Raw genomic sequence first — 22,453 nt, 5'->3', positions numbered from 1 at the left:
CCTGTTTCTTCTCGTTATTGCTGTGCTGATATCACACCACAGATATCGGCCTAAGCTAGCTATACTAGATCAAATACCTGACGGTCACTAATTCAATCAGGCGTGAACTTCCCTTTTGTTTCATTGATGTTAAAACATAAACCCAGCAAAGACAACGCTGTCATTTTAATTTATACCAGCCATAAATCTGCCAGTGATATGGTGGGCTTAAACCAATACTCAATAAGCCCCTTTATACCCTGATAAAGATACTGCGCTTATACATCCAATAGAGGAGGAGCCACTGCACGGCGAGCAGGCCCAAGGAGCCAGATAGCATCTGCATCGATTCGGGTAGAGCCTGGATCAGCCCGCCAAAGAGACTGCGCGACACATAATCCCAATTCACCAGACTGGTTGAGAGATAAATTATTATCGAGTTGCAGCCAATCACCATAAACACAAAACCAAATCGTTGCAGCTTAAGCACATCGATTAAGGCATAAAACAGCCCCAGGAGGATCAGGCTCCAACCCGAGGTCACCAAAACGAACGAGCTGGTCCACAGTTCCTTATTCACTGGCACTATGGCATTGGCCAACCAGCCAAGAGCGAGAGTCACCAGCCCAGCAAGCATTAATATCCCGACCTTGAACCACTCACCTTTAGGGTGACTTTTCACAATAAAATGACCGGTAAACACACCGGCTAAGGCGTTCACCACTGCCGGGATCGTCGATATGATCCCTTCTGGATCCATGGGGCGATTCTGATAAGTAATGCCGGGTAGCAGCACTCGATCCACATAGGCGTTAATAGAACCAGATAAACTTAAATCCCCAGCTACCCCGCCAGGTACAGGAAGAAACAGCTGCAGTGCGGCATAACCAAAGAGTATCAAAGCCGCAATAATTATCTGAGTGCGCAGCGAGGTGTGCCACACAAGCAGTGCAGCAAAAAACCAGGCAAAGGCGATACGCCCAAGCACACTGGCATAGCGCACTTCATCGAGCGCCGCTGGCGCCCCCGTCCCCCAGCCATGGTTATATAACACACCTAAAAAAAGCAGCAGAGCAAGACGCTTAAGGGCATGACGGTAAAGAGGCAGGCGGCTCGCCATCGGCACGTGATCAAGCCGCTTAGGCGAAAGCCCCAGCGCCACACCAGAGAGAAAGATAAACAGAGGAAAAATAAGATCGTAGAAAGTAAAACCATTCCAGGCACTGTGATGCATCTGGGCATCGGCGATACGCCACCCTTGCCATCCAGTCCATGCCAGCAAACCGGCAAACAGGGTTTCACCGCCCAAGATCCAGAACATATCGAAGCCGCGCAAAGCATCGAGCGACATCAGCCTGGTTTTGGATGGTTTTTGCTGCACGCTGTCCATGTGTTATATACCCCGTTAAATTCCCTGTTCTAATTATTGTTCTAAAAATTTTGTCTAAATGCTTGCCTGATAGACTCGCTTGCCACCTATATAGGTCTGTGACACATTGCCTGCCCTATCCAGTAACACCATATCGGCGCGCAGACCGACTTTTAGTTGACCACGCACTCCATCTTGGCCGAGAAACTGCGCCGGATAAAGCGAGGCCATACGTATCGCCTCATCTAACCCCAATCCCAACATTCTGACGCTGTTATTTACGGCGCCAACCATGTCGAGCACACAGCCGGCCAACTCACCTGTGACGGCATTGAGACGATCCCCCTGTCGGACAACCTCAGTGCCAAACAACTCAAAACTGGCATCATCATTCATACCCACAGGTGGCATAGCATCTGTGACTAACATCACCTTACCCCGAGGTTTGGCATAAATGGCCACTTTCGCCGCGGCGCTATGAACATGATGACCATCGACTATCAGGCCGCACCAGGCATCGCGACTCTCAATCGCCGCGCCAACCATGCCAGGCTCGCGGGAGCCCATGGCAGACATGGCATTAAACAGGTGAGTAAAACCTGTCGCCCCCGCCTCTAACGCCTTAACCACAGTGGCATAATCTGCATTGGAATGGCCTAAGCAGACTCTAACATCTTGCTCAACCAGTGCCTTAATCACATCAGTGGATACATTTTCCGGCGCCAGGGTCACCACTTTAGTGCCCAAATCTCGGCGGCTGAAAATCGCCAGCTCTGCATCTGAGATACGCCGGATAAAGGATTGGGGATGCACCCCTTTTTTCGGCACAGACAAGTGCGGCCCCTCAAAATGGATACCGAGCACGCCTGCCGAGTCTTTTGCTATCGCTTCGGCCACCGCATCGGCGGCGCGCTGCATCACGCAGATATCATCAGTGATTAAGGTTGGCAGAAAGCCGGTTGTACCAAACTGAGCATGAGCTCTGCCTATGGTCTCAATTCCCTGCAGGCTTGGCTGACTATTAAGCAGTGCACCTCCGCCGCCATTGACCTGCACATCGATAAACCCAGGCACCAGAGTACCCGCCACGTGAACAGGCTCGACGCCTTTGACTGTGTCGAAAGACAGGATATACCCATCCTCAAAAGTAACGGGCAATTGATTATGAAATGTCTCACCATCGAAGACTTGGCTAGCAATCAGGGTTTGCTTCATCGTTCTGCTTCCACAATGATCTCGGACGACTTACTTTCTGATTCATTGGACTGATTCATTAGATTAATTCGTTGGATTAATTGGGCTCAACGCTGTCATAACACTGACGGGCGTAGAAACAGGCACCCATTTCCGGTGGCGCCATCACAGGGGAAATCTTGTTCACAACGGCTTTATCCAGCCAGGGGGCCAGTGGTTCCGCCAAGCCACCTATCATAGAGAAACGGGGTGGATTGATAGTAAAGAGTTTTTTGGCCAGTTCGCTGATATATGCCGCACCATCTTTGACTATGGCTTTTGCCACTTCATCCTGCTCATGAGCACAATCTAACACTAAACGCGCCAGGACGGCATAACAGCTCGAAGATTTACCCGCCAGGTGCTCGACTATCCCCAAAGCTTCGTTGACTTGGTAGTAATTCAAGAGTTGCTCGGTCAAGGCTGTTTTAGGACCGAAACCATCGAGATCCAACAGAGCCGCTTCTGCCGCCTTTAAGCCGAACCAGGCGCCACTGCCCTTGTCGCCTAAAGGAAAACCATGTCCTCCAAGAGACAAGTATTTATCACCCACCTGTGCATAACCACATGAGCCTGTGCCCGTTATGATCACCGCGCCCTCACCACCATGATGGGCACCGATACAGGCAGTATGCAGATCGGTCGTGATATACATTTGGGCAAACGGATGCTTCCACTGAGCCATCTCTTTATAAAGATGAGGCACATTGACTCCGGCGACTCCTAAGCCAGCCACCAAAGATTTACTGTCTGCCAAGGTTAAGCCGGCATCGATTAAGGCCAGCTCGGTTGAATGCAAAATAGACTCAAAAGTTTGTGACAAACCGAATAGAGGATTCGCTCGCCCGGCCACCCCAGTCCCTAATACAGTATCATCGCTGGCATAGATGGTTGCGCGGCATTTACTGCCACCACCATCAATCCCGATGAATAAGGGTGCTGCCTTTGTATGGTTTAATCCCATCCCTGACCTCTTTACAGTTTTATTACCCAAAGCAAACCGTTATCTATTTTTGCTCTGCTGACCGATTTTGTTGACACTATGTTACAACACAAATGACAGCGTTGTCATTACCCTGTTCTAAAATAGTACAATTAATGATTTTCCTAAATAAAAAGAGTCGGATAATCGTGCCCACCAAGATAAACAGCGTTCAACTCGGTGGGCTTAGAAGATCAATTGACTGCGAGAACTCGTCCTTTACGAACCCCGTCGGCGGCAATGGCACGCACTTCAACTTTGCCCTCGACTTTAACTAGACCCTGATACAGCTTCCACTGTCCACCATCGAGACGATACTCAATTTGTAATCCAGGATAAGTCAGATTCGTATATAGAGTCCCTTGATGAAGATGCGCGCCAACGGTTGGCACGCGATAAGCGATATTGGCCTTGTCTAATTTCAGCAGCTCCTTGTGACCTAAGGTGTTGGCAAAAGTCTGCCACTGCTCGGCCTGTTTCGCGCGCATCTCCTGGGTGAAATAACCGCTCTCCTGGTTATAAAGCGCCCCCTCTGCTTGATAGGGCACTTCCCAATCCGCCTTATGCCAGGCGCGCTCAGCAAGGATCAGCAGCCTTGGAAAGATCATATATTCGACCAGTTCATCACTGCGAATCGTCTCGCTCCACAGCTGCCCCTGAATACCACTGAACTGAATTTCCTTGGCCAAGGGACCACTTTGCTGCCTGCCCTGCTCATCGAGCTTTGGCCTGTCATCGGCCTCAAATGGTCGTCCTTCGATCGTCGTCCACTGCTCTGCATTAGCTGGCAGGTTATCGGGCATAAAGCTATAGAGATGACGCTCGCTGCTGCTTCGGCTTGCCCAGTAATAACCATGCTCTTTGGGATCTGCACTATAGGGAAAATCGAAATAGAGCACTTCTGGATTACTCAAAACCGTATCCCAGCCCAGATTTGCCTGTTTGTGCGCCCGCTGATAACCGCCATGGGCAACCACATCCCAGATATTTGTCTGGCTCTGTTTAGGCATAATCTCGGGGCGAGTATGGCTCATACCATCGCTCCAGCCAGCAGGTTTTATCCCTTTTTGAGCAAGGCTGTTGGCCACTCGTTCGATAAAGTAGGCCCCAAACTCTTTTTCACTTTTCACCCCTTTATCATTGTCGGCTAAAAAGGCTTTACAGACAGGGGATTCCAGCCAGGCACCGGCGGTTTCATCGGCGCCGATATGATAAGTTTCAAGTGCTTGGCCCGCTTGTTGATGCAACTTAGCTATCTCACCCACCACCTTATCGACAAAGTGGTAGGTTGACTCAAGACACACATTTAAGGTGTTATCGTCGTAATATTGAATTGAAGAGTATTGGGTTGTATCTAGGGGGTCGATAAGGCGATATTCATTGGCCGCCGCTTCATCTCCCTTAGCCATCAGCTTACGATAACGCGCCTCCATCGACCTTATCGCAGCCCTTGAATGGCCGGGCATATCCATAGAGGGGATCACCTGGATTTGACGGGCACTGGCATAAGCTAAGATCTCGATATAGTCTGCCTTGGTATAGAAACCATTCACCTTGCTGTCGGCTGCTGGCCCACTACCCAGTTGAGGTAACAGGCATTTATCTTCAGCCAGATCATGACAGCGATAAGCGCCAACCTCTGTCAGCTCAGGCAAGCCATCGATTTGCAGACGCCAACCTTCATCATCCCCAAGATGCAGATGCAAGGTATTAAGCTTATAAGCCGCCATCTGATCCAGCAGATCCAGTACCTGCTGCTTAGAATGGAAGTTTCGCGCCACATCTAAGTGCATGCCGCGAAAACCATAACGAGGTTCATCTTCTACCTGCATAGCATTAACGCTTAGATGATTCACATCGACCAGACTGGCTAATGAGGCTAAGGCATAGGAGAAACCGGCATCATCGGCGGCGTGGATCACTATTTTTTCTGGGGCGATGGAGAGCTGATAGCCCTCTGGCTGCAGCGTTTTAGTGAGCGCATTAAATTCGACGCTAATCCCCTGCTGGGTTTCAGCGATCCCAAGGCGAGCTAGTCTTTGTAGCGCGGCATCAATGCTGCTGCGGTCAAGGTCATTGAGCACCAGCTTGATCCCCTGCTGCAGCGAAACCTGCCGATTTTCAGCATCAAGCAACTGCACTTTGGGCGTTGGAATAATGGTATTCACCGCCAAGGCGGCATCGTCTTTCACCCCTTGGTTAATTTGAAACAGCACTTCGGGCGTGGACCACTGCAACTCATCTGTCTCGCTACGCTTATATTGGGTGTCGGCATCTGTGTATGAGGCCACATAGGGGCGGGTTTCCATGCCGGTTTCGGGATCTATCCCAGGAACAGTGCTTTGAATCACAGCAGGTTTAAGACTGCCAGCCACGATATAATAGTTAGGCATGGCATCAATTTCAGACAGTTGCCACAGCTGGCCGACAAAAGCCAATGTCAGACGTTCACCTTTTTTAAACCCGTCAAATTTATCGGTCGGGGTGATTTTATAGAGATCGCCTTTCACATGACTCATAGCAAATTCAGGCGATAGCACCTGCTTAACCGGACGCATCTGGCTGTAATAAATCGCCCAGTCCTGAGCTTGAAAATCGACCTCTGGCGTAAATTCAATTTGCGCCTTAAAACAGCGTTCATCTGCGCCAGTCGTAGCGCACATGTCAGGGTAATTGGTGATCATGCGGTAAGTGACGCCCAGGGTCGCGGCAAATTGATTCAGCTTGTCCTGAGTTAGACTGGCCGATATGTCTGATGAAATGGATGACTCTAAAGAATCAGATTGCGCCAAAGTGGACTGAGAGGACTGAGTGGACTGAGTGGGCTTGGCTGGATCACTACAGGCCGCAGTATTGAGAGCTAACAGCACAGTCATTGCGACAAGTTTATTATTCATTTTCATCCTCTTATTATTCTACTCTAGACGAGGGCCATGCTCTTTAAACATACTGCCAGCAACGCTCGTCTGATGCCCTGACCCTATATTTTGGCTTATTGCAGGAATTAAAACACTGGCATCTATCCTTTCAGATAAAAAAATGCCAGGTGCTATATCTCACAGATCATCAATAAAGCACCCAGCCATCTCTAGTATCTGGGGAGAGACTAATAGAAGTAACAAACACAATCACGTCTAAGTGAAACTTAGGCGTCACTGTCAATTGCACAACTTAAGAGACCTCTTCCTAAATTATGCATACCTTACAGACGCGTCACACAAGCAAATGACAACGCTGTCATCTATTAACTTACACAAGGTTAAACATAATTTCTACATTTTTTTGACAATTTAAATAAAAGAATGGCTGATTTATTATTTTATGCTTAAATATCAAATAATTATGATTAAAAACATTCCAATCAATTGAAATTTAACATTTCAGTGACATAGGTTACAAAGCTTGTTAGGATTTTGACTAAAATCACTCAATGAGATGGAATTAAGTGAGCCAAGAGAGTAATGCAGACACAATAACAAAGCCCAATAAAATCTGGACTGTCGCCTGGCCATCTATCGGTTTTTTGGGCTGTTTTGCATTGTTATCGACCACAATAATCGCAAATGATATTAGCCACTTAACCACCTTAATCAAGAGTTTTGGTCACTTTCTCTTTTTAGGTGTGACAGGCGCTGTTTTTGCTAACTCTACAGGTGCCGGAGGCGGGGTAATTTTTATCCCTGCTTTTACCCATTTAGGCCTGAGCGAAGCGCAAAGTGTATCCACCTCCTTTGCCATACAATGCTTCGGTATGACAGCCGGTAGCCTCACCTGGTGTTGGTACTACCAAAAGCAGCATAAGTTAACTAGCCAATGGCGTAGTTTTATACCTTTAACTCTTACCGGAGGTTTTAGTGCCATAGCCGGACTCTGGACAAGTTACGCCCTTACGCTGCCCTTACCCGCTTCACTGCATGTCAGCTTTAGTCTTTTCTCCATTTTCCTTGGGATTATTATCGTTTATAGCAGCCTTAAAAATCAGACGACTAAGGATATTCAGTTAAACAACTTAGATCTGCCTGTCTTCTTTATCTTGGGATTTTTGGGTGGGATCATGACTAGCTGGTTATCTGTTGGGGTCGGCGAACTGCTGGTTATCTACCTGATGCTGAGAGGCTTTTGCGCCAAGATGGCGATAGCCGTAGGCGTTGTGGTATCGGCAATGACAGTGTGGTCTGCCAGCCCGGTTCATCTAAGCCCTGATAGTCAGACGCAATTTTATATTCTCTTATTTGCCGCACCGGGGGCAATTATCGGTGGCTTATTGGCGCGTAAACTGGCGCTCTACCTATCGGTCTTAAAACTCAAACTATTTTTTTCATGCTGGATAATACTGACCGGCATGGCCATGCTGGCAAATTAACAGCCTGTAATCTAAAACCTGCAAGCTATGACCTGCAAGCAATGGCCTGCAAGCGATTAGCTGCAAGATAGAACCTGCAGACATTAGCGGGAAAAGGATGTCAAAATGACGCATTCAACACTCAAAACAATCACAATAATCGGCGGCGGCAGCACAGGCTGGATGAGCGCCCTCTACCTCTCCAAGCTTTATAATCACAGCGGTCAGCAGGTGCATATCCGATTAATCGAAAGCCAGGATATCGGCATCATAGGCGTTGGGGAAGCTACGGTTCACAGCATACGTTTTTTCTTCGCCGCCATGGGGATAGATGAAGCCGAACTCCTCAGGGAAACCAATGCCACACTAAAAACCGGCATCTTGTTCCGTAACTGGATGAAGCCCAAAGATGGTCAGATGCACAGCTATTTTCACCCTTTTGAGCAGCAAAAACCCTGCGGGCCTCTGGATAACGCCAGCGCCTGGCTGATGCAGAATCAGCGAAATTCCCAAACGCTGGATTTTGCCGAACACACCAGTCTTTCTTATAACCTGATGCGCGACAACCTAAGCCCTAAACATGCTCAGAGCCAGGCCTATCAGGGAATTGTTCCCTATGGCTATCACTTAGATGCCCTACTCATGGCGCGCTTCTTACGGAAAAAAGCGACCGAGGCGGGTGTGGAGCATATAGTCGCCAATGTTACGGATGCGGATGTCGACGGTGAGAATATCACTCAGGTCTTTACCGATAAGGGAAACTTTAGCAGCGATATCTTTATCGATTGCAGCGGCTTTAAAGGCTTGTTAATTGAGAAGCTTAAGGCCGATAACTGGCGCTCATTCGAAGATGCCCTGCCCTGTAATCGCGCCGTCGCTATTCAGTGGGAATATGGCGATAACAAGACGCCACGCGCCTACACCACATCAACCGCGCTGAGTAATGGCTGGGTGTGGGAAATAGATCTCGTTAATCGGCAGGGAACTGGCTATGTCTACGACGGGCGGCGCCAATCCCGAGAAGAGGCGGAAGCCGAGCTAAGAGCCTATCTTGGCGATAAACAATCGATTCTTAAGGCGACCCATCTTGAGATGAAGATAGGTTGTCGCAAGGCGTTTTGGGTAGGCAACTGTATTGCCATGGGGCTGGCCGGCGGCTTTATCGAACCCCTGGAATCAACCGGCCTGCATCTGATCAATTTAGGCGTCAGGTTGCTGGCTACTCACCTGACCTGCGCCAATCCATCCCAGGCTGTGCGCGACTCTTATAATCGCACCATGTCAGGTTTGTATGACGATCTGCGCCAATTTATCGTATTGCATTACTGCCTGACTGACAGGGATGATACCGAGTTCTGGCAACAAGCTCAGCAGTCCATGCATTCTGTACCCGGCCTCAATGAGAAGCTTTCCCTCTGGCAGGATAAAGTCTGCGAACATGTGGATGTGGCAACCGGCTTTAGCTCCATCTTCTCCGATGAAAACTACCGCTACATCCTCTATGGCATGCAGCATCTGCCTAAGCTTGCTCTGCCGGTCGCACAGGAGACTCTGGATGGCATGTTTAACCAACTCGGCAGATTAAAACGGCAAGCGACAAATCAATGTTTATCCCATCAGGCCTATCTCGACTCCCTCAAGCAGTAGTCACTTAGTCTTGCCAATAAAAACGCTCATCCAACTAGATGAGCGTTTTTACTTTTAATTCGACAGCCTAAAAATTAATTGAGCTGGATACCAAACTGATAAATCCGCTCCAGTAGCTGTCTATGGGGCAGTAAATGAGGCTTTAAACTGGCGATCTGCTGCGAGATAAGCCGCTCTCGCGCTGCAATCATCTCATCTGCCTTATCGGCAGCTGTCGATAACTGGGTATCAAATTCAGAGCCATAAAGCACATACAGATAATTTTCCAGATTAAACACTTCCAGGGTCGAGGCAAAGTCATAGGCCGATGGCGGATGATATTGCCAAAGCGCCAGACTCTGCTGCAACGAAGCGGGAATACTGGCCTCATCGCGGTTATCCCGCCAAAAGGCAGTGTCATCCCGTTTGGCCAGAACATAGTGCAACTTGATAAAGTCGATCACCTTATTCCAGGCATGTTGCACCCGCTGATTATAACGCTCGGCTACTAATGGCATCACGGCCTGATTTGCCGGAAGAGATTCGGCCAACATGCGCGCGGTAACATCGAAGATCAAGAGTCCGGTCGCCTCTAAGGGCTCAACAAAGCCCGAGGCTAGGCCGATAGCGACACAGTTTTGATGCCAGGAATGGTCACGATACCCCACCTTCATAGGGACTTTTCTGAACTTGACCCCATCCGCCGAACTGGCCAAATCATGACTCAAGTAGTCCCGCAATACCTGCTCGGCTTGCTCATCACTGCTGTAGCGGCTCGAATAGACATATCCCACGCCCCGGCGCTGGGTTAAGCCAATATCCCAGATCCAGCCCGCTTCTTTAGCGGTAGATTTAGTAAAGCAGGGAATGGGCGTATCGGACTGTGGGTAAGGCACCTGGGCGACCATGGCGTTGTCGACAAACAGTATGTCGCTCTTATCGACAAACGGCACCTGGCAAGCCTGGCCGATTAACCGCGCCGCAAAACCACTGCAGTCCACATAGAGATCGGCGTTAAGTTCACCTTGGTCAGTAACCAGGCCGACTATTTTACCGCTGGCATCGGTTTTTACCTCAGTCACCTCGGCCAGCTTATGGGTCACCCCCAGCTTGTTTGTCGCTACATCGGCCAACATCTGAGTAAACTTGCCCGCATCCAGATGATAGGCGTAATGCATCTGCCCCATAAACTGTGGGTTGGTCATAGTGCGCGGCCCAAAGCCTGCATCGGCTAATTGCCCCTGCACAGATACCAGCGAACTAAAGGCTGTGCGACTAGCCGATGGCTGGCTTAGCCAGGCTGGCAGCATCCCTTTAAAGGCTGGATAATCAAACAGGTGGTGATAATAATCGCCGGAATCGGGGCGGTTCCAGTCGATAAATTTAACGCTCTGCTTGAAGGTGACATCGCAAGTTCGGATAAATTCATCCTCGCGAATACCGAAATATTTAAGGGTTTCGCGCATCATAGGCACAGTGCCTTCGCCAACCCCTATGGTCGGGATAGAGGGCGACTCGATTAAGGTCACCCTGTAGGGCCCTGTGTTTGACACCCATTTTTTGGCAAGATGGCAAGCTGTGATCCAGCCGGCACTGCCGCCGCCAACCACGATAATCTCAGTTACGGCTTTGCTCTGCGCATTCATACTGCTTACCTATTTTTTCCATCCGCTTTTCCATCCGCTTTTCCATCCGCTCTTTCCATCAGCTTTTATGCCGTGGCTTATTCTGCTGCTGCGTGCTCGGCGGCAAGACGGTTGATTTGATGCAGAGAGGTCAAATGGCTGTATATTGGCCCGAGCAATCCGCGCTTACGCAATCCCAAAAAGGCTTCATCGTCGAGCTGATTCAGCTTGTCTTCATCGATTAGATACAGGCCATTGATGCTGCGCGGCTCGCCTTTTACTGAGACATTGAGCGTCTGTGAAATAAACAACTCATTGTCGGCAAAATAACGCATTACGGCTTTAGTCTGTTGATCTTCTTCAAAATGTTTAATCAATGCCTCTTTACGCTGAGTCAGAAATGGCGTTTCCTCCACGCCATCAAACAGAGGTTCGCCATCTGTAGAACTCACCTGAGGATTCTCTTCGCGGATCCCTATCCACACCTTATCCTGCTCATCAGGGTTGAGCACCACGGTTAAAGGGTAGTCTTTCAAAATATTAGGAATGTAACGGCCTAACCATTTGCCCTCATGCTGTTTGATATTCTGACCTGGCATCAGTCCCAATATCACCACAGGTTGGAATTCACCCGTGTTGCTGTTTTTTACAAAGACAACGGGAGAGTCTGATGCTGCCGCGGCAAACTCATGCAAAGAGATAGGCAGGATATGCTGCTCGGCCACATGGCTATAATCTGGAGCGGTTAATTTCAATTGGCTATGTTTGGCGGGATCAAGAATTACAACGTCGTTCATTTATCGGCTCCTTCGGGGGCTTCTTATCTTATATCCATCGAGGTAATTAAAATGGCTAATTACTCAGACAGTTACAACTATGATATTTATGTTTTATACCCAAAATGTAGTAAAAAGGGGAGCAAGCTCCCCTTTCATTGTTATACACGCTTTTAAGTTAAATTAAAAACGGATAGCAGCCCCAAGTGTGATAACGCGAGCCATGTTGTACTCAAACAGTGGGAAGCCATCGGCAAAACCATTCAGGTCGGTCTGGTACTGGTTGTTACCAAACTGACGCGACCCCTCTTCAAGCAGGTTAGTGGCGTCAAGCTTCACATCCAGGTAATCGGTCACATGCCAAACCGCGCTCAAATCTAAGCTACCAAAGGCATCATGCAGACGGTTACCGTATGAGCCGGTTTCGCGGATCATATACTCACTACGCCAGTTATAGGCTAAACGCACCTGGAACAGATCGTTCTCAAAATAACCTGTTACGTTGTAAGAGTGACGCGAGCTATCGCTCAAGAATGGGTTTCTATCGGTGTAAGTATCTTCGCTCGTGCTGGTATCTGTGTAGGTATAGTTAACAATTGAACCGAAACCATTACCATAATCTTGTTGATACTGAAGCTCGAGACCTTCGATAGTGGCCGACTCGCCATTATCTTTAGTCTGAACCGTCCAACCATCGGCAATCTCACCTGGCTTCAAGGTGCCATTAAATGGGATATTGGCGTTATCTTCACGGTATTCAGAGAAAGTCACGAAGTTCTTCACATCCTTCATGAATATCGCAGCAGACAAGAGTGAGTCAGAGTTAAAGTACCATTCAATACCTAGGTCAATCTGGTTAGCGACGAAGGGTTTCAGGCCGATATTACCCACAACCCAATACTGGTTGTTTGGTACATCATCATTTGCCCCTAGTACGTTAGGATTAACATACATATCATCGTACTGAGGACGCGCCATCACACGAGCCGCAGAGGCGCGCAGCAGTAGGTCGTCTGCCAGATCAAATACCACGTTAACGCTTGGCAACCATTCGGCATAATCGGCATCTGCATTGTCTTTTACGCCATTAAGGTAATAGATAGAGCTCGCCTTAGTACCGGCATAACGCACACCAAAATTACCGCGCATACCATCAGTCGCGAAATTCGCCATCACGTAAGCGGCATAGTTATCTTCTTCAATCTCACTATAAGAACCGAGATCTTCGGTCTCACCTATGATGCTGGCTTTGGCCCAATCTTTAAGCGCATCGGGATCGAAACGTATGATATCGTATTCGCTGGTACCCACGCTAAAGGTACCTGTGCTTAGCCCAGCAGTTGAGATAGTTGGGTTAAAGCTAGGATCTTGAATATATTCGTAACGACGGCTGGTAGTATTATGCTTGGCATATTTCACACCCGTCTTAATGGCATTAACCACACCAAGATCCACATCAAACTTGATGTCGGCCTGGATATAGCTCTCATCATCTGTCTTTGGCGTTCTGTTAAAGTTGCTGCCAGTACCCATGACCAGTGAACCTGGATCATAAGTTGCGGTATCGAAACCATTTAAGTCCCAAGTCTGATGGCCATTAGTAAAGTCATAGGTCGCACCGTTTAGCGCTGTACCGCCAGTACCATCTTCAACAACCATCTCAAAATCGGTACCACCGCTGGAGGTAGTATCACCCAGCTGTAGACTGACCTCGTAACCGTCACCTTGGTACTCCATCTTCAGATCCAGTACGCGTGACTTCATCGTCGCTTCACGAGGACGCGCCTGATAGTAAGCAAGGCCTAACGGACCGGCTACCTGAGTACCTGAGCCTGCACCGGGTACATCGCCGCCACACAGACCACAACCACCTAACCAGGTAGTATCATCCCAAGCACCCGAGCCTGGCGCACCAGACCAAGAAGTATCGGCCTGAGTAAACCAAAGTGCGTAGTTAGTGTTGTCGGCCGCCATACGCATATCCATGGCGTTAAACACAAAGTTCAGCTCATTGGTTGGCGCCCACTGCAGGGTTGCCGCTAAAGCAGAACGTTCACGCTCTTGCTCAAACGCAACTGGGCCTGCGCCCCACTCCCAAAATGCTTCATCACCCTGGCGCTGCAAACTGCGGTTTTGCAGCACGCCAGAAACTAGCACGCCAAAGGTTTCATCATCGTTTTTCCAGCTGGTTAAGCCTGAGAACTGAGGATCGGTTTCCTCTGAGTCTGTTTGATACTGACCTTCGATAGAACCGTAGACAGTCCATGGATCCATATTCAGTGGTCTACGGGTATTTACGATAACCGTACCACCAATACCGCCTTCGGCCAGATCCGCTTGTGAAGATTTATACACTTCCAAGTCACCCACCAGTTCCGATGGCAGCAATTCATAGTTAAAAGAGCGTTTTGCTGGTTCGAGTACGAACCAACCCGTTGAGGCTACGTTCTGACCATTCAAAGTCGTGAGTGTCAAATCCTGGCCTGCACCACGAATTGACACCCCAGCACCTTCACCAAACTGACGCTGCACAGTGACACCGGGTACACGTTGGAGTGACTCAGCCACGTTCTTGTCTGGGAATTTACCTATATCTTCAGCGGAGATAGCATCAACAGTGCTGTCTGAAAAGCGTTTTGCGTTGAGGTTGGCTTGTTGAGATGCACGGATACCGCGCACTTCAATTTTTTCAATATTGTCTGTATTTGCCGCCGCATCATCCTCGGCCGCCATCACAGACACAGACATTACACCACTCATGAGTAACGCAATATTTGTAGCGAGTACAGTTTTCTTAAAATTAGATGGTCGCATCTCGTTTCCCTTCCATAACTTTATTATCTTTTTTAATATCCATAACCACCCCAATCGGAATGACAACGCTGTCATGTGTAAGGACAAAGATTACACAACTATTAACATTGGCGCCACAAGAAAATAACTAAATTCCAAAAAATACTCGCGAAATTGCATAATAAAGATGCCTTACAACCTCAGAAATCAAGTGTAAAGCACTGATTATAAATAATTTTAACTTTGATTATTTTTAAGGCGAAAAATAGCCCTATTCGCCGACTTTGGACTAAATATTCATTTGGTGATTGCTTAATACGTTAAAAATTAGCACTATTGAGAGTGCTAATAGGCAAGATCGACAACCAAGTAATTGAGTGCTTTCTTTCAGAGAAAGGAAATTTTGTTTTTACCCGTAAATGACCATCATAACGAGTGTCACTAGATGAAAGTAACCATTAATGATGTCGCAAAATATGCAGGCGTCTCTATAAAAACCGTCTCCAGGGTCACTAATAAAGAACCCTCGGTAAGACAAGCGACTATCGATAAGGTCAATCAGGCCATTGCCGCACTCAACTACCAGCCGAATCTAGCAGCAAGAAACCTTGCTGGCACAAAATCTTACGTGATTGCCTTTGTGTATGACAACCCTAATGCTTACTATGTCATTGATATGCAAAATGGTATTTTATCTTCATGTAAGCAGCGCGGTTATGAATTGCTGATCCATCCTTGTGATGCAAAATCAAACGGCATCTGTCAGGAACTCACAGATTTGGTGCGCCATGCAAGATTATCCGGATTGGTTTTGACTCCTCCGCTGTCAGAAGATCCCAAAGTACTCGCAGCATTAGATGCAATAGATGCCAATTATGTCAGGATCGTCGCTGGCGATGAGAAAAGTAAAGATAGCGCGGGCGGACTATCGGTTTTAGTCAATGATAAACATGGGGCCGTCGCTATCACTCAACATCTTATCGAGCTGGGTCATAAGCAGATTGCGTTTATCAGTGGCGATCAGCAGCACAAATCCACTGAAGAACGTTTGGCCGGATACAAACTTGCAATGGAAACCAACGGCCTACCTGTTAATAGTGACTTTATTATCAATGGTGAGTACTCTTTCGAGTCGGGTGTCGAGGGCGCTAAGAAGCTGTTAAACAATGTAAAAAGACCAACGGCTATCGTAGCATGTAACGATGAAATCGCCGCAGGGGCGCTGTTTGCTGCACGTTTAGAAGGGGTTGCGATACCATCGGAACTTTCCATTGTCGGGTTCGAGGACAGCCCTTTCTCACGCCAAACCTGGCCTAAATTGACCACAGTACATCAGCCCAACGGAAAGATAGCTCAAACGGCGACAGAGTTATTGATTGCTAACCTCAATAAATCTGAAAAACCATTAAAGAATAAAGTGTTTATTCCTCAAGCTGTACTCAGGGACTCCTCTGCCAGCCCACAGAAATAACCTTACTCGGCAATAAAAAAACCATTGATCTTTATCAATGGTTTTTTTATTTAAAATCAGATCGGTAGACTATACCGCTTCTTCATTCTCTTCGCCGGTGCGAATACGTATAACGCGTTCAACATCGGTCACAAAAATCTTGCCGTCACCGATTTTACCCGTTCTTGCCGTATTGACTATGACCTCTATCGCCTGCTCAACTTGATCATCCTGGATCACCAGCTCAATTTTAACCTTGGGCAGAAAATCCACCATATATTCTGCACCGCGATAGAGTTCGGTATGGCCTTTTTGGCGCCCAAAACCTTTTACCTCAGACACTGTCATGCCCGTAATACCGAGTTCCGCCAGAGACTCTCGCACATCATCTAATTTAAATGGCTTAATTATGGCCTCAACTTTCTTCATCAACCGCTCCCTTTCACTTCACTCGATGACTAAACACAATGAAACAATAGCTTATCACGGCCAAAAGCGACACAGAAGATGATTGTACCAAACAGCTGACAGAAGCAATTTTCATAAAGCAGAACAGTTCAAAGATTCGACAAGCTATTTCCACTATCTATACTCATTATTGAGCTCGCTGGATGCGGGCAGATAAATTCAAGGAACGAAGATGAAAAATCAAATCGGATTTACCTTAATCGAACTCATGGTAACCCTTACCGTTGCCATCATCTTAATCGGCATCGCCGCCCCATCACTGTCCAGTCTCTATGAAGCCCAGCGTGCGGATGCAGAGATTCGCAAGATACAACAAACGCTACAACAGGCACGAAATGCCGCAATCAGTTTCGGCGTAAGGGTGACAGTCTGCCCTATTGCAGATAATCAATGCAGCGATAACTGGCAATCTGGCTTAGTGGTTTTTAGCGACTCTGGCACCATAAACGCAATCGATGGCAGTGATAAAATCATCTTCCAAACCGGCCCTTTCAGTAGCCAGGATATCGTCAGCTACAATCGCAGCTCGGTACGCTTCTTTCCCGATGGGTTAGCCTCCGGCAGCAATGGCACCTTAAAATATTGTCCTGGCTCGGCAACCAGTCCCAATTCGAGGGCGGTTGTTGTAAATCAAGCCGGGCGGATTCGATTTTCGACCGATAAGAATATCAGTTGCGCAGAATAACCTAGGGTAATTCAAGGATCTAAATCGACAAGTTCGATATTATCGCCAATATATTGGCATTAAAAAGAACGACTTATATACTGAAATTCCTCATTATCTCGCTTATACTCTAATAAGTGCTAAACGAGGAATTGCGAGATGGGCTGCAAAATCAAAGGATTTACCTTAGTCGAATTAATGGTGACAATCGCCGTCGCGGCAATTTTATTAGCGATAGGCGTTCCCTCGCTAACCTCTGTCTATGAAAGTATTCGGGTCAACAACAATATCGAAAAGATTAACAACATCCTCGCTTTTGCCCGCAATCAGGCCATCAGTTATGGTGCCACAGTTAATGTGTGTGCCTATGCTTCTGCGACTTCTTGTGGTGCCGACTGGGGGAAAGGTATCCGCGTCTATATCAGGGACGCAAGCAATGTAGATCATGAGCTACGTGCCATAGATGGCTTTAACGGTAATGATGCGGTAAAAGGCCCAGCAGCCACATTAACTTTCTCATCTGAAGGCCTATCTTCTGCAAATGACACCTTTATCTATTGCCCTGGCGGTAAAGCTAGCGGCTCAAAAAGCGTCACAGTCAGCTCAAGCGGGTTAATCGCTTACGACACAGACAATCAAAGCTGCAGTTAATCCCTAGCTCCTAGCTCCTAGCTCCTAGCAAGCTTAATTAAAACATAGAAGCCCCATCATAGATGGGGCTTCTTAATAACTACTCAGCAAAAACAGTCTACCTTAATGTCTGCTTATCCTTTGCTTTAGCCTGCTTACTGCTAAACTCTTCGCTCAAAGGCACACACTCTTCGACAGTTTTAATAAAGTATTGTTTACCTTTATTGTCTTTTCGCTGCATACCAATAAGACTTGCCGTCTTCACTTTAAGATCTTCACTGCTCCAACGATAAAACACCACTTCAGGGCCTTTGGCTGCACTATTGATAAAGCATTTATAGTCTTGCTTTGCTGCCGATACTGGCAGACTCACGGCGAACCCAAGCGCACAAGTTACACTCAAAATTAATCTCATCATTTCCAACACTCCGTAGCAGGGCCTTTGCCCCCTGCCGATGTCATTGTAATGGTGCCACATGTCGAATCACGGCTTGCTTGCGCACCTTGAGCCGTTGCAGTAACAGTGAAGTTAGTGCCGCCAGTCGAGCTAATACTATAGTGCCCATGCTCGGTAACAAAAGGGCTGGCACCTAAACCTAATTTAGTCATATCAGTGGTATAGGTACGGTTATCCAAATAGTATTGTTCCTGCAGATTAGCCACCCGCATCACAGCAGCGACACCCTCAGAGCGCGCACTTTTAGTAATGTAATCAACATAAGAAGGGTAGGCGATCGCCGCTAAAATGCCGATTATCGCCACCACTATCATCACCTCAATTAAGGTAAATCCTTTTAACTTAGACTTTTTCATTAATACTGTTACTCATTTATATGGTAATAAATTTTATTGGTGATCAAACAAGCTCCCAGATCAATTGTTCCCGTACAATTGAAACCATTCTCATCGCAAATTCCACTGCCTATGATCAACTTAGCTTTTGCCTCACAATCAAGTACTGACGTCGGATCATCATTGGGATCTGGAGCCTCTGACGGTGGAATGATGATCTTGGGTGGCTGTGGAATACAGTTTTCACATACTTCCTCCCAAGGGGGACCAGTATAATCTGGAGCATCTGGATCATAAGGTTCTGTGAAATTAAAACGCTGTCCTTTATGAAGATCGAGAGCGTAGAGTCGCCCCTGTGAAGAAACTGTACAGCTTGCACTGTCTGGCACTACGGGCTGAGTGGGAATGAAAGAGGTAAAATATACCTTACCTTTAATGATCACCGAAGGAGCTAAGCTTTTCTCACCCGTGACAGAAAAGTTGTAGAACCAACCTCGCTTCGCTCCAAATGCAATATTTTCAGCATCTGTCGCAGGTGCTGCAGACGTTACATCATATAGATTAGTTATCGTTAGCGGAGTCGGAATCGCCGTACCTCCGGAACCAAACTGCTGTGAATTAACATTCCTATCCTGCAGGACAAAGAACATATCATCCACTTCTAGCCCCAACGGATCGGCACGGTTACCCGTTCCCAAGGTCACGGCATCATAAGGTACATTTTGCGAGACTAACTCTGTCGTTGTACCACTTCCAGTATCTACAGTGACATTACTAATATTGGTAAAAGTTGTTTGGGCAACAGTGGGCTCATAAAAGAATCGGCGATCACTGCCTGCTAAGGCACTACCCAGCTCTGCGAATTTAAAACCGCTCCAAGTCGTCTTAACATCGGAAGGCAAATCCATCCGCCAAACATTGCCGCCAAGATCTGACGCATAGAGTCTATCGGTGTAACCATCACTATTACTGTCAAGAGTCGCAATAGAACCAACTATCGAATCTTCTATGCCAGATAGATTTGTATCACCACTAGCACCAAAACTATGAATTAATGTGCCATTTTGTGCATCAATTAGGTACACCATTCGGCCATCGATATTTGTACCCGAGCCAGTACCAGAATCGTATCCTTGACTATAGCCCCCACCGACAACAACAACAGGGTTTGTTTGGCCCAATATTTTAGTAATGACTGGAGTAGACCAGGTTTGTCCTAAACTACTAAATCCCGTTGTGTTATTTGAGACTTCCCACATTAATGATGGGGCATCGGGGTCGGTAATATCAAAAGCAAAATAAGCATTACCGCCACGTCGCATACCAATGAACAACCAAGCTTTGGTTATGGTTCCATTAGCGGCCTTTTCTATATAAGCAACTGGAGAACCATCCATGCCGTAAACACTATGGCCAGCGAGGTAACTGTTGCGGCGAATAGTCGCTATATTAGGTAATAATTGGTATGGCATGAATGCCCAACTCTCATTAACCGTGTCACCACTGTCCCTAAAGGCATGTAACACCCCATGGTTGGTACCCACAAAAATTCGTACATTCGTACCATCACCATCATAGTCTATCGCTAAAGGCTGTGAGTGTAGAGGGTCTCCCATTATGTCTCCTCTCACCCCATTAAAATCAACTGAAGTTAAGGTTCCATCATCATAAGTATCGACATTCTTTCCCTTGATCCATTCAAAGGTTGTATCTAATTCACTGCTCACATCGACACCGGGCAATCCCAAATAGGCTGCTAATGCATCATCGCTTCCAGCAAAAATAGATGCCTTCGTCCTGGTTAAACTATCCAGCCCTCCAGAAGCACCTATATCACTATAAATCACGCGATTGTCGGGGACTATGGTTCGCGCTGCGCCTCCAGCAACCACCACATTGCCGCCATCTTGCCTATCGCCATTTTCATCGATATAGCCGGGATCGCCTACACCGGGGGTACAGGTACTCCAGAAAGTACAAGCTCCTTCTGCAATTCCCCCTGAGCTGTCAATGGCAGGATTGCCGTTAGCATCCACGAGAGTGCCTGAAGAATTCACTTTTAACTTCTTTAGATTACCGGCCCATTTAGGGCTCTGCTGAGGACTGAAAAGCGCGTAATAAGCCGTGTCTAAGGTTTGGGTTGGGTCGGCATTACTGAACGCAACACCCGGCGCAGAAAATCGCTGACCCGAGGTAGGGATACTATCGATAATGTTACTTACAGCCTCTTGTAAAGCAAGGCTATTATCTGCTTTATGGTAAGAACCATAAACTTTCCGACCACCAGGAGTATCAATATATGAACTGTTTGCTGTTGCAATTAATAGTGGTTCAGCCTCTGAACCTTCCTCAAGGTTAAAACCAACGGTATGGGTCACCACTCTCTGCTTATTTTCAACATTGGGCAAAATATCGTTTGCAAACATATACTCTGCTAGAGCGGGTAAGTAGCTCACTTTAGCTGAGCCATCAGCTCCGGTATAAAAATAAGGTTTATCATTCAAAGCCTTAATGAAATTATCGGCACTGGTATCCAGAACGGGCGCGCCATCGGTAATATAGATAACATGGGCAATTTTATTACAGGCGGATAATGGCGTTATATAGTTTGCACCATTCTCAATACTGGTATCATAGGTGGGCTGGTTAGCGTCATAATGTATATCCCCACTATTATAATCACTGTCACTGTGCCCAAATGTAATCGCCCCACCAGAGAAATATTTATAGGCTTCGAACAAGGTCTCACATAAAGGTGTATTAGTATCTGCTGGCAGGTTGCTAATAGTATTGATTAGTGAATCTTTTTCAGCCGCCGTGCGACTGCGTACACCAGCAACGACTCGACCACCATCGCTGTCTCCTTCAGCAGGGTAGTTCAAGTTAAAAACCGCTAAACCGAAATCCACCGAAGGAATGGAACTAATCACCCCTTTTATTGCATCTTTAGCGATTTCTAATCGGCTCAGCGCACTGCCGGGAGGCAAGTCGGGTAATGTGCCAGCCTTATAGGCTGTATACCAGCGAAGATAATTATCTGTATAGAGCGTGACTAACTCACCTTGATTCCAGCCTATTGTATTTTTTTCATCATCAGTTATGGTTGCTTTCCAAGGGTTATCGACATCGCCATCTTGAGGATATCCAGCAGGATAACCAGTCGCATAAGTAGAGCCATCATCATTATTACTGTTCTGCTCTGCAACAATATCTTCCCAGCAGTCCACAGGATTATTTTTCTCTGCACCACTGTTTTGTTTTATAGGTTGCCATGTCCCTTTACCATTCCCCGTTGTCTTAAACTCACGTATATAGCCGGTAAAACGGCCATAAACATCTAATGCATCACGAGCAGCTTTACAGCCATTAATCAAATCATTAAAACGTCTGGACTCAGAAGGGCTATCTGGCACAGGTAACGAAGATTCATCCATACCTGTTCCGATAGTAAAATAGATCATCCGCCCGCTGTAAGAATGAGAACTGCCGACAGGAGGATATCCAAGTGTTCCATCCTCTTGAACATAATCAGGATCATAACTTCCAGGTAGCCCGTCTAAAATCGTGTCCATACTATTAGAGTTATCAAATATGATAAGCACTTGAGGGCGAACATTATTCACTGTTGGATTAAGATACAGGTCTGTATCGTCGGCAAATGAATACACAGGCAAGCACAAAGCCGCAGCAAGAGAAGCATTTAACCATTTATAAAATTTCATAT

The 22,453-nt window shown here is 47.1% G+C and carries 16 protein-coding genes; 5 read left to right on the top strand and 11 right to left on the bottom strand.

Translation table 11 applies throughout. The annotated features are described in order from the left end of the window. Nucleotides 1–232 precede the first annotated feature (232 nt). The 4 genes from nagX to LZP69_RS02295 form a co-directional block, all read right to left on the bottom strand. Nucleotides 233–1,369, bottom strand: coding sequence for a transmembrane glucosamine N-acetyltransferase NagX (nagX, locus tag LZP69_RS02310; RefSeq protein WP_234198565.1), 1,137 nt, complete (start codon nt 1,367–1,369; stop codon nt 233–235). Nucleotides 1,370–1,423: 54 nt separating this feature from the next. After that, nucleotides 1,424–2,563, bottom strand: coding sequence for an N-acetylglucosamine-6-phosphate deacetylase (gene nagA / locus LZP69_RS02305; RefSeq protein WP_234198564.1), 1,140 nt, complete (start codon nt 2,561–2,563; stop codon nt 1,424–1,426). A 76-nt stretch (nt 2,564–2,639) separates the two neighbouring features. Next, nucleotides 2,640–3,545 (bottom strand): N-acetylglucosamine kinase, encoded by a 906-nt coding sequence (nagK, locus tag LZP69_RS02300; protein ID WP_234198563.1) that lies wholly within the window; start codon nt 3,543–3,545, stop codon nt 2,640–2,642. A 212-nt stretch (nt 3,546–3,757) separates the two neighbouring features. Further along, nucleotides 3,758–6,460: a family 20 glycosylhydrolase gene (locus tag LZP69_RS02295; RefSeq protein WP_234198562.1), complete on the bottom strand. Its 2,703-nt coding sequence runs from the start codon at nt 6,458–6,460 to the stop codon at nt 3,758–3,760. A gap of 548 nt (nt 6,461–7,008) precedes the next feature. On the opposite strand from LZP69_RS02295, the gene LZP69_RS02290 reads away from it, so the two are divergent. After that, nucleotides 7,009–7,926 carry a sulfite exporter TauE/SafE family protein gene (locus LZP69_RS02290; RefSeq protein ID WP_234198561.1) on the top strand — a complete coding sequence of 306 codons (918 nt, stop codon included), beginning with the start codon at nt 7,009–7,011 and terminating at the stop codon, nt 7,924–7,926. Between the two features lie 105 nt (nt 7,927–8,031). Continuing rightward, nucleotides 8,032–9,552: a tryptophan halogenase family protein gene (locus LZP69_RS02285; RefSeq protein ID WP_234198560.1), complete on the top strand. Its 1,521-nt coding sequence runs from the start codon at nt 8,032–8,034 to the stop codon at nt 9,550–9,552. Nucleotides 9,553–9,626: 74 nt separating this feature from the next. Here the strand turns inward: LZP69_RS02285 and LZP69_RS02280 are convergent, their stop codons facing one another. The 3 genes from LZP69_RS02280 to LZP69_RS02270 form a co-directional block, all read right to left on the bottom strand. Beyond that, a complete protein-coding gene (locus LZP69_RS02280; RefSeq protein ID WP_234198559.1) occupies nt 9,627–11,177 on the bottom strand; it encodes a tryptophan halogenase family protein in 1,551 nt (516 codons plus the stop codon). Nucleotides 11,178–11,254: 77 nt separating this feature from the next. Continuing rightward, on the bottom strand, nt 11,255–11,953 hold the full coding sequence (locus LZP69_RS02275) for a SapC family protein (RefSeq protein WP_234198558.1): 699 nt from the start codon (nt 11,951–11,953) through the stop codon (nt 11,255–11,257). Between the two features lie 162 nt (nt 11,954–12,115). After that, nucleotides 12,116–14,746: a TonB-dependent receptor gene (locus LZP69_RS02270; RefSeq protein WP_234198557.1), complete on the bottom strand. Its 2,631-nt coding sequence runs from the start codon at nt 14,744–14,746 to the stop codon at nt 12,116–12,118. Nucleotides 14,747–15,170: 424 nt separating this feature from the next. On the opposite strand from LZP69_RS02270, the gene LZP69_RS02265 reads away from it, so the two are divergent. After that, on the top strand, nt 15,171–16,196 hold the full coding sequence (locus LZP69_RS02265) for a LacI family DNA-binding transcriptional regulator (protein ID WP_234198556.1): 1,026 nt from the start codon (nt 15,171–15,173) through the stop codon (nt 16,194–16,196). A 69-nt stretch (nt 16,197–16,265) separates the two neighbouring features. Here LZP69_RS02265 and glnB read toward each other — a convergent pair whose 3' ends face one another. Beyond that, on the bottom strand, nt 16,266–16,604 hold the full coding sequence (gene glnB, locus LZP69_RS02260) for a nitrogen regulatory protein P-II (RefSeq protein ID WP_234198555.1): 339 nt from the start codon (nt 16,602–16,604) through the stop codon (nt 16,266–16,268). A 211-nt stretch (nt 16,605–16,815) separates the two neighbouring features. On the opposite strand from glnB, the gene LZP69_RS02255 reads away from it, so the two are divergent. Then, nucleotides 16,816–17,328 carry a GspH/FimT family pseudopilin gene (locus LZP69_RS02255; RefSeq protein ID WP_234198554.1) on the top strand — a complete coding sequence of 171 codons (513 nt, stop codon included), beginning with the start codon at nt 16,816–16,818 and terminating at the stop codon, nt 17,326–17,328. 138 nt (nt 17,329–17,466) lie between these two features. Next, nucleotides 17,467–17,958, top strand: coding sequence for a GspH/FimT family pseudopilin (locus LZP69_RS02250; RefSeq protein ID WP_234198553.1), 492 nt, complete (start codon nt 17,467–17,469; stop codon nt 17,956–17,958). 97 nt (nt 17,959–18,055) lie between these two features. On the opposite strand, the gene LZP69_RS02245 is transcribed toward LZP69_RS02250, so the two are convergent. Genes LZP69_RS02245 through LZP69_RS02235 form a run of 3 tightly spaced genes read right to left on the bottom strand, consistent with a single transcriptional unit; the run spans nt 18,056 to nt 22,451 of the window. Beyond that, a complete protein-coding gene (locus tag LZP69_RS02245) occupies nt 18,056–18,355 on the bottom strand; it encodes a TapY2 family type IVa secretion system protein (protein ID WP_234198552.1) in 300 nt (99 codons plus the stop codon). Then, nucleotides 18,352–18,750 (bottom strand): type IV pilin protein, encoded by a 399-nt coding sequence (locus LZP69_RS02240; RefSeq protein WP_234198551.1) that lies wholly within the window; start codon nt 18,748–18,750, stop codon nt 18,352–18,354. Before LZP69_RS02240 ends, LZP69_RS02245 begins: the two co-directional genes overlap by 4 nt. An 8-nt stretch (nt 18,751–18,758) precedes the next feature. Next, nucleotides 18,759–22,451 carry a PilC/PilY family type IV pilus protein gene (locus tag LZP69_RS02235; protein WP_234198550.1) on the bottom strand — a complete coding sequence of 1,231 codons (3,693 nt, stop codon included), beginning with the start codon at nt 22,449–22,451 and terminating at the stop codon, nt 18,759–18,761. Nucleotides 22,452–22,453: the final 2 nt, after the last annotated feature.

The sequence above is a fragment of the Shewanella sp. AS1 genome, assembly GCF_021412565.1.
Taxonomy (GTDB): Bacteria; Pseudomonadota; Gammaproteobacteria; order Enterobacterales; family Shewanellaceae; genus Shewanella.
Note: the sequence above shows the minus strand (reverse complement) of the source record. Positions and strands in the feature narration are given on the sequence as shown.

Bases quoted from the DNA above. Each gene is read 5' to 3' on its own strand.
- LZP69_RS02240 (WP_234198551.1), bottom strand. From the start codon at position 18,750: ATGAAAAAGTCTAAGTTAAAAGGATTTACCTTAATTGAGGTGATGATA.
- nagA (WP_234198564.1), bottom strand. From the start codon at position 2,563: ATGAAGCAAACCCTGATTGCTAGCCAAGTCTTCGATGGTGAGACATTT.
- LZP69_RS02255 (WP_234198554.1), top strand. From the start codon at position 16,816: ATGAAAAATCAAATCGGATTTACCTTAATCGAACTCATGGTAACCCTT.
- LZP69_RS02275 (WP_234198558.1), bottom strand. From the start codon at position 11,953: ATGAACGACGTTGTAATTCTTGATCCCGCCAAACATAGCCAATTGAAA.
- LZP69_RS02245 (WP_234198552.1), bottom strand. From the start codon at position 18,355: ATGATGAGATTAATTTTGAGTGTAACTTGTGCGCTTGGGTTCGCCGTG.
- LZP69_RS02270 (WP_234198557.1), bottom strand. From the start codon at position 14,746: ATGCGACCATCTAATTTTAAGAAAACTGTACTCGCTACAAATATTGCG.
- glnB (WP_234198555.1), bottom strand. From the start codon at position 16,604: ATGAAGAAAGTTGAGGCCATAATTAAGCCATTTAAATTAGATGATGTG.
- LZP69_RS02235 (WP_234198550.1), bottom strand. From the start codon at position 22,451: ATGAAATTTTATAAATGGTTAAATGCTTCTCTTGCTGCGGCTTTGTGC.
- nagX (WP_234198565.1), bottom strand. From the start codon at position 1,369: ATGGACAGCGTGCAGCAAAAACCATCCAAAACCAGGCTGATGTCGCTC.
- LZP69_RS02285 (WP_234198560.1), top strand. From the start codon at position 8,032: ATGACGCATTCAACACTCAAAACAATCACAATAATCGGCGGCGGCAGC.
- nagK (WP_234198563.1), bottom strand. From the start codon at position 3,545: ATGGGATTAAACCATACAAAGGCAGCACCCTTATTCATCGGGATTGAT.
- LZP69_RS02295 (WP_234198562.1), bottom strand. From the start codon at position 6,460: ATGAATAATAAACTTGTCGCAATGACTGTGCTGTTAGCTCTCAATACT.
- LZP69_RS02250 (WP_234198553.1), top strand. From the start codon at position 17,467: ATGGGCTGCAAAATCAAAGGATTTACCTTAGTCGAATTAATGGTGACA.
- LZP69_RS02265 (WP_234198556.1), top strand. From the start codon at position 15,171: ATGAAAGTAACCATTAATGATGTCGCAAAATATGCAGGCGTCTCTATA.
- LZP69_RS02280 (WP_234198559.1), bottom strand. From the start codon at position 11,177: ATGAATGCGCAGAGCAAAGCCGTAACTGAGATTATCGTGGTTGGCGGC.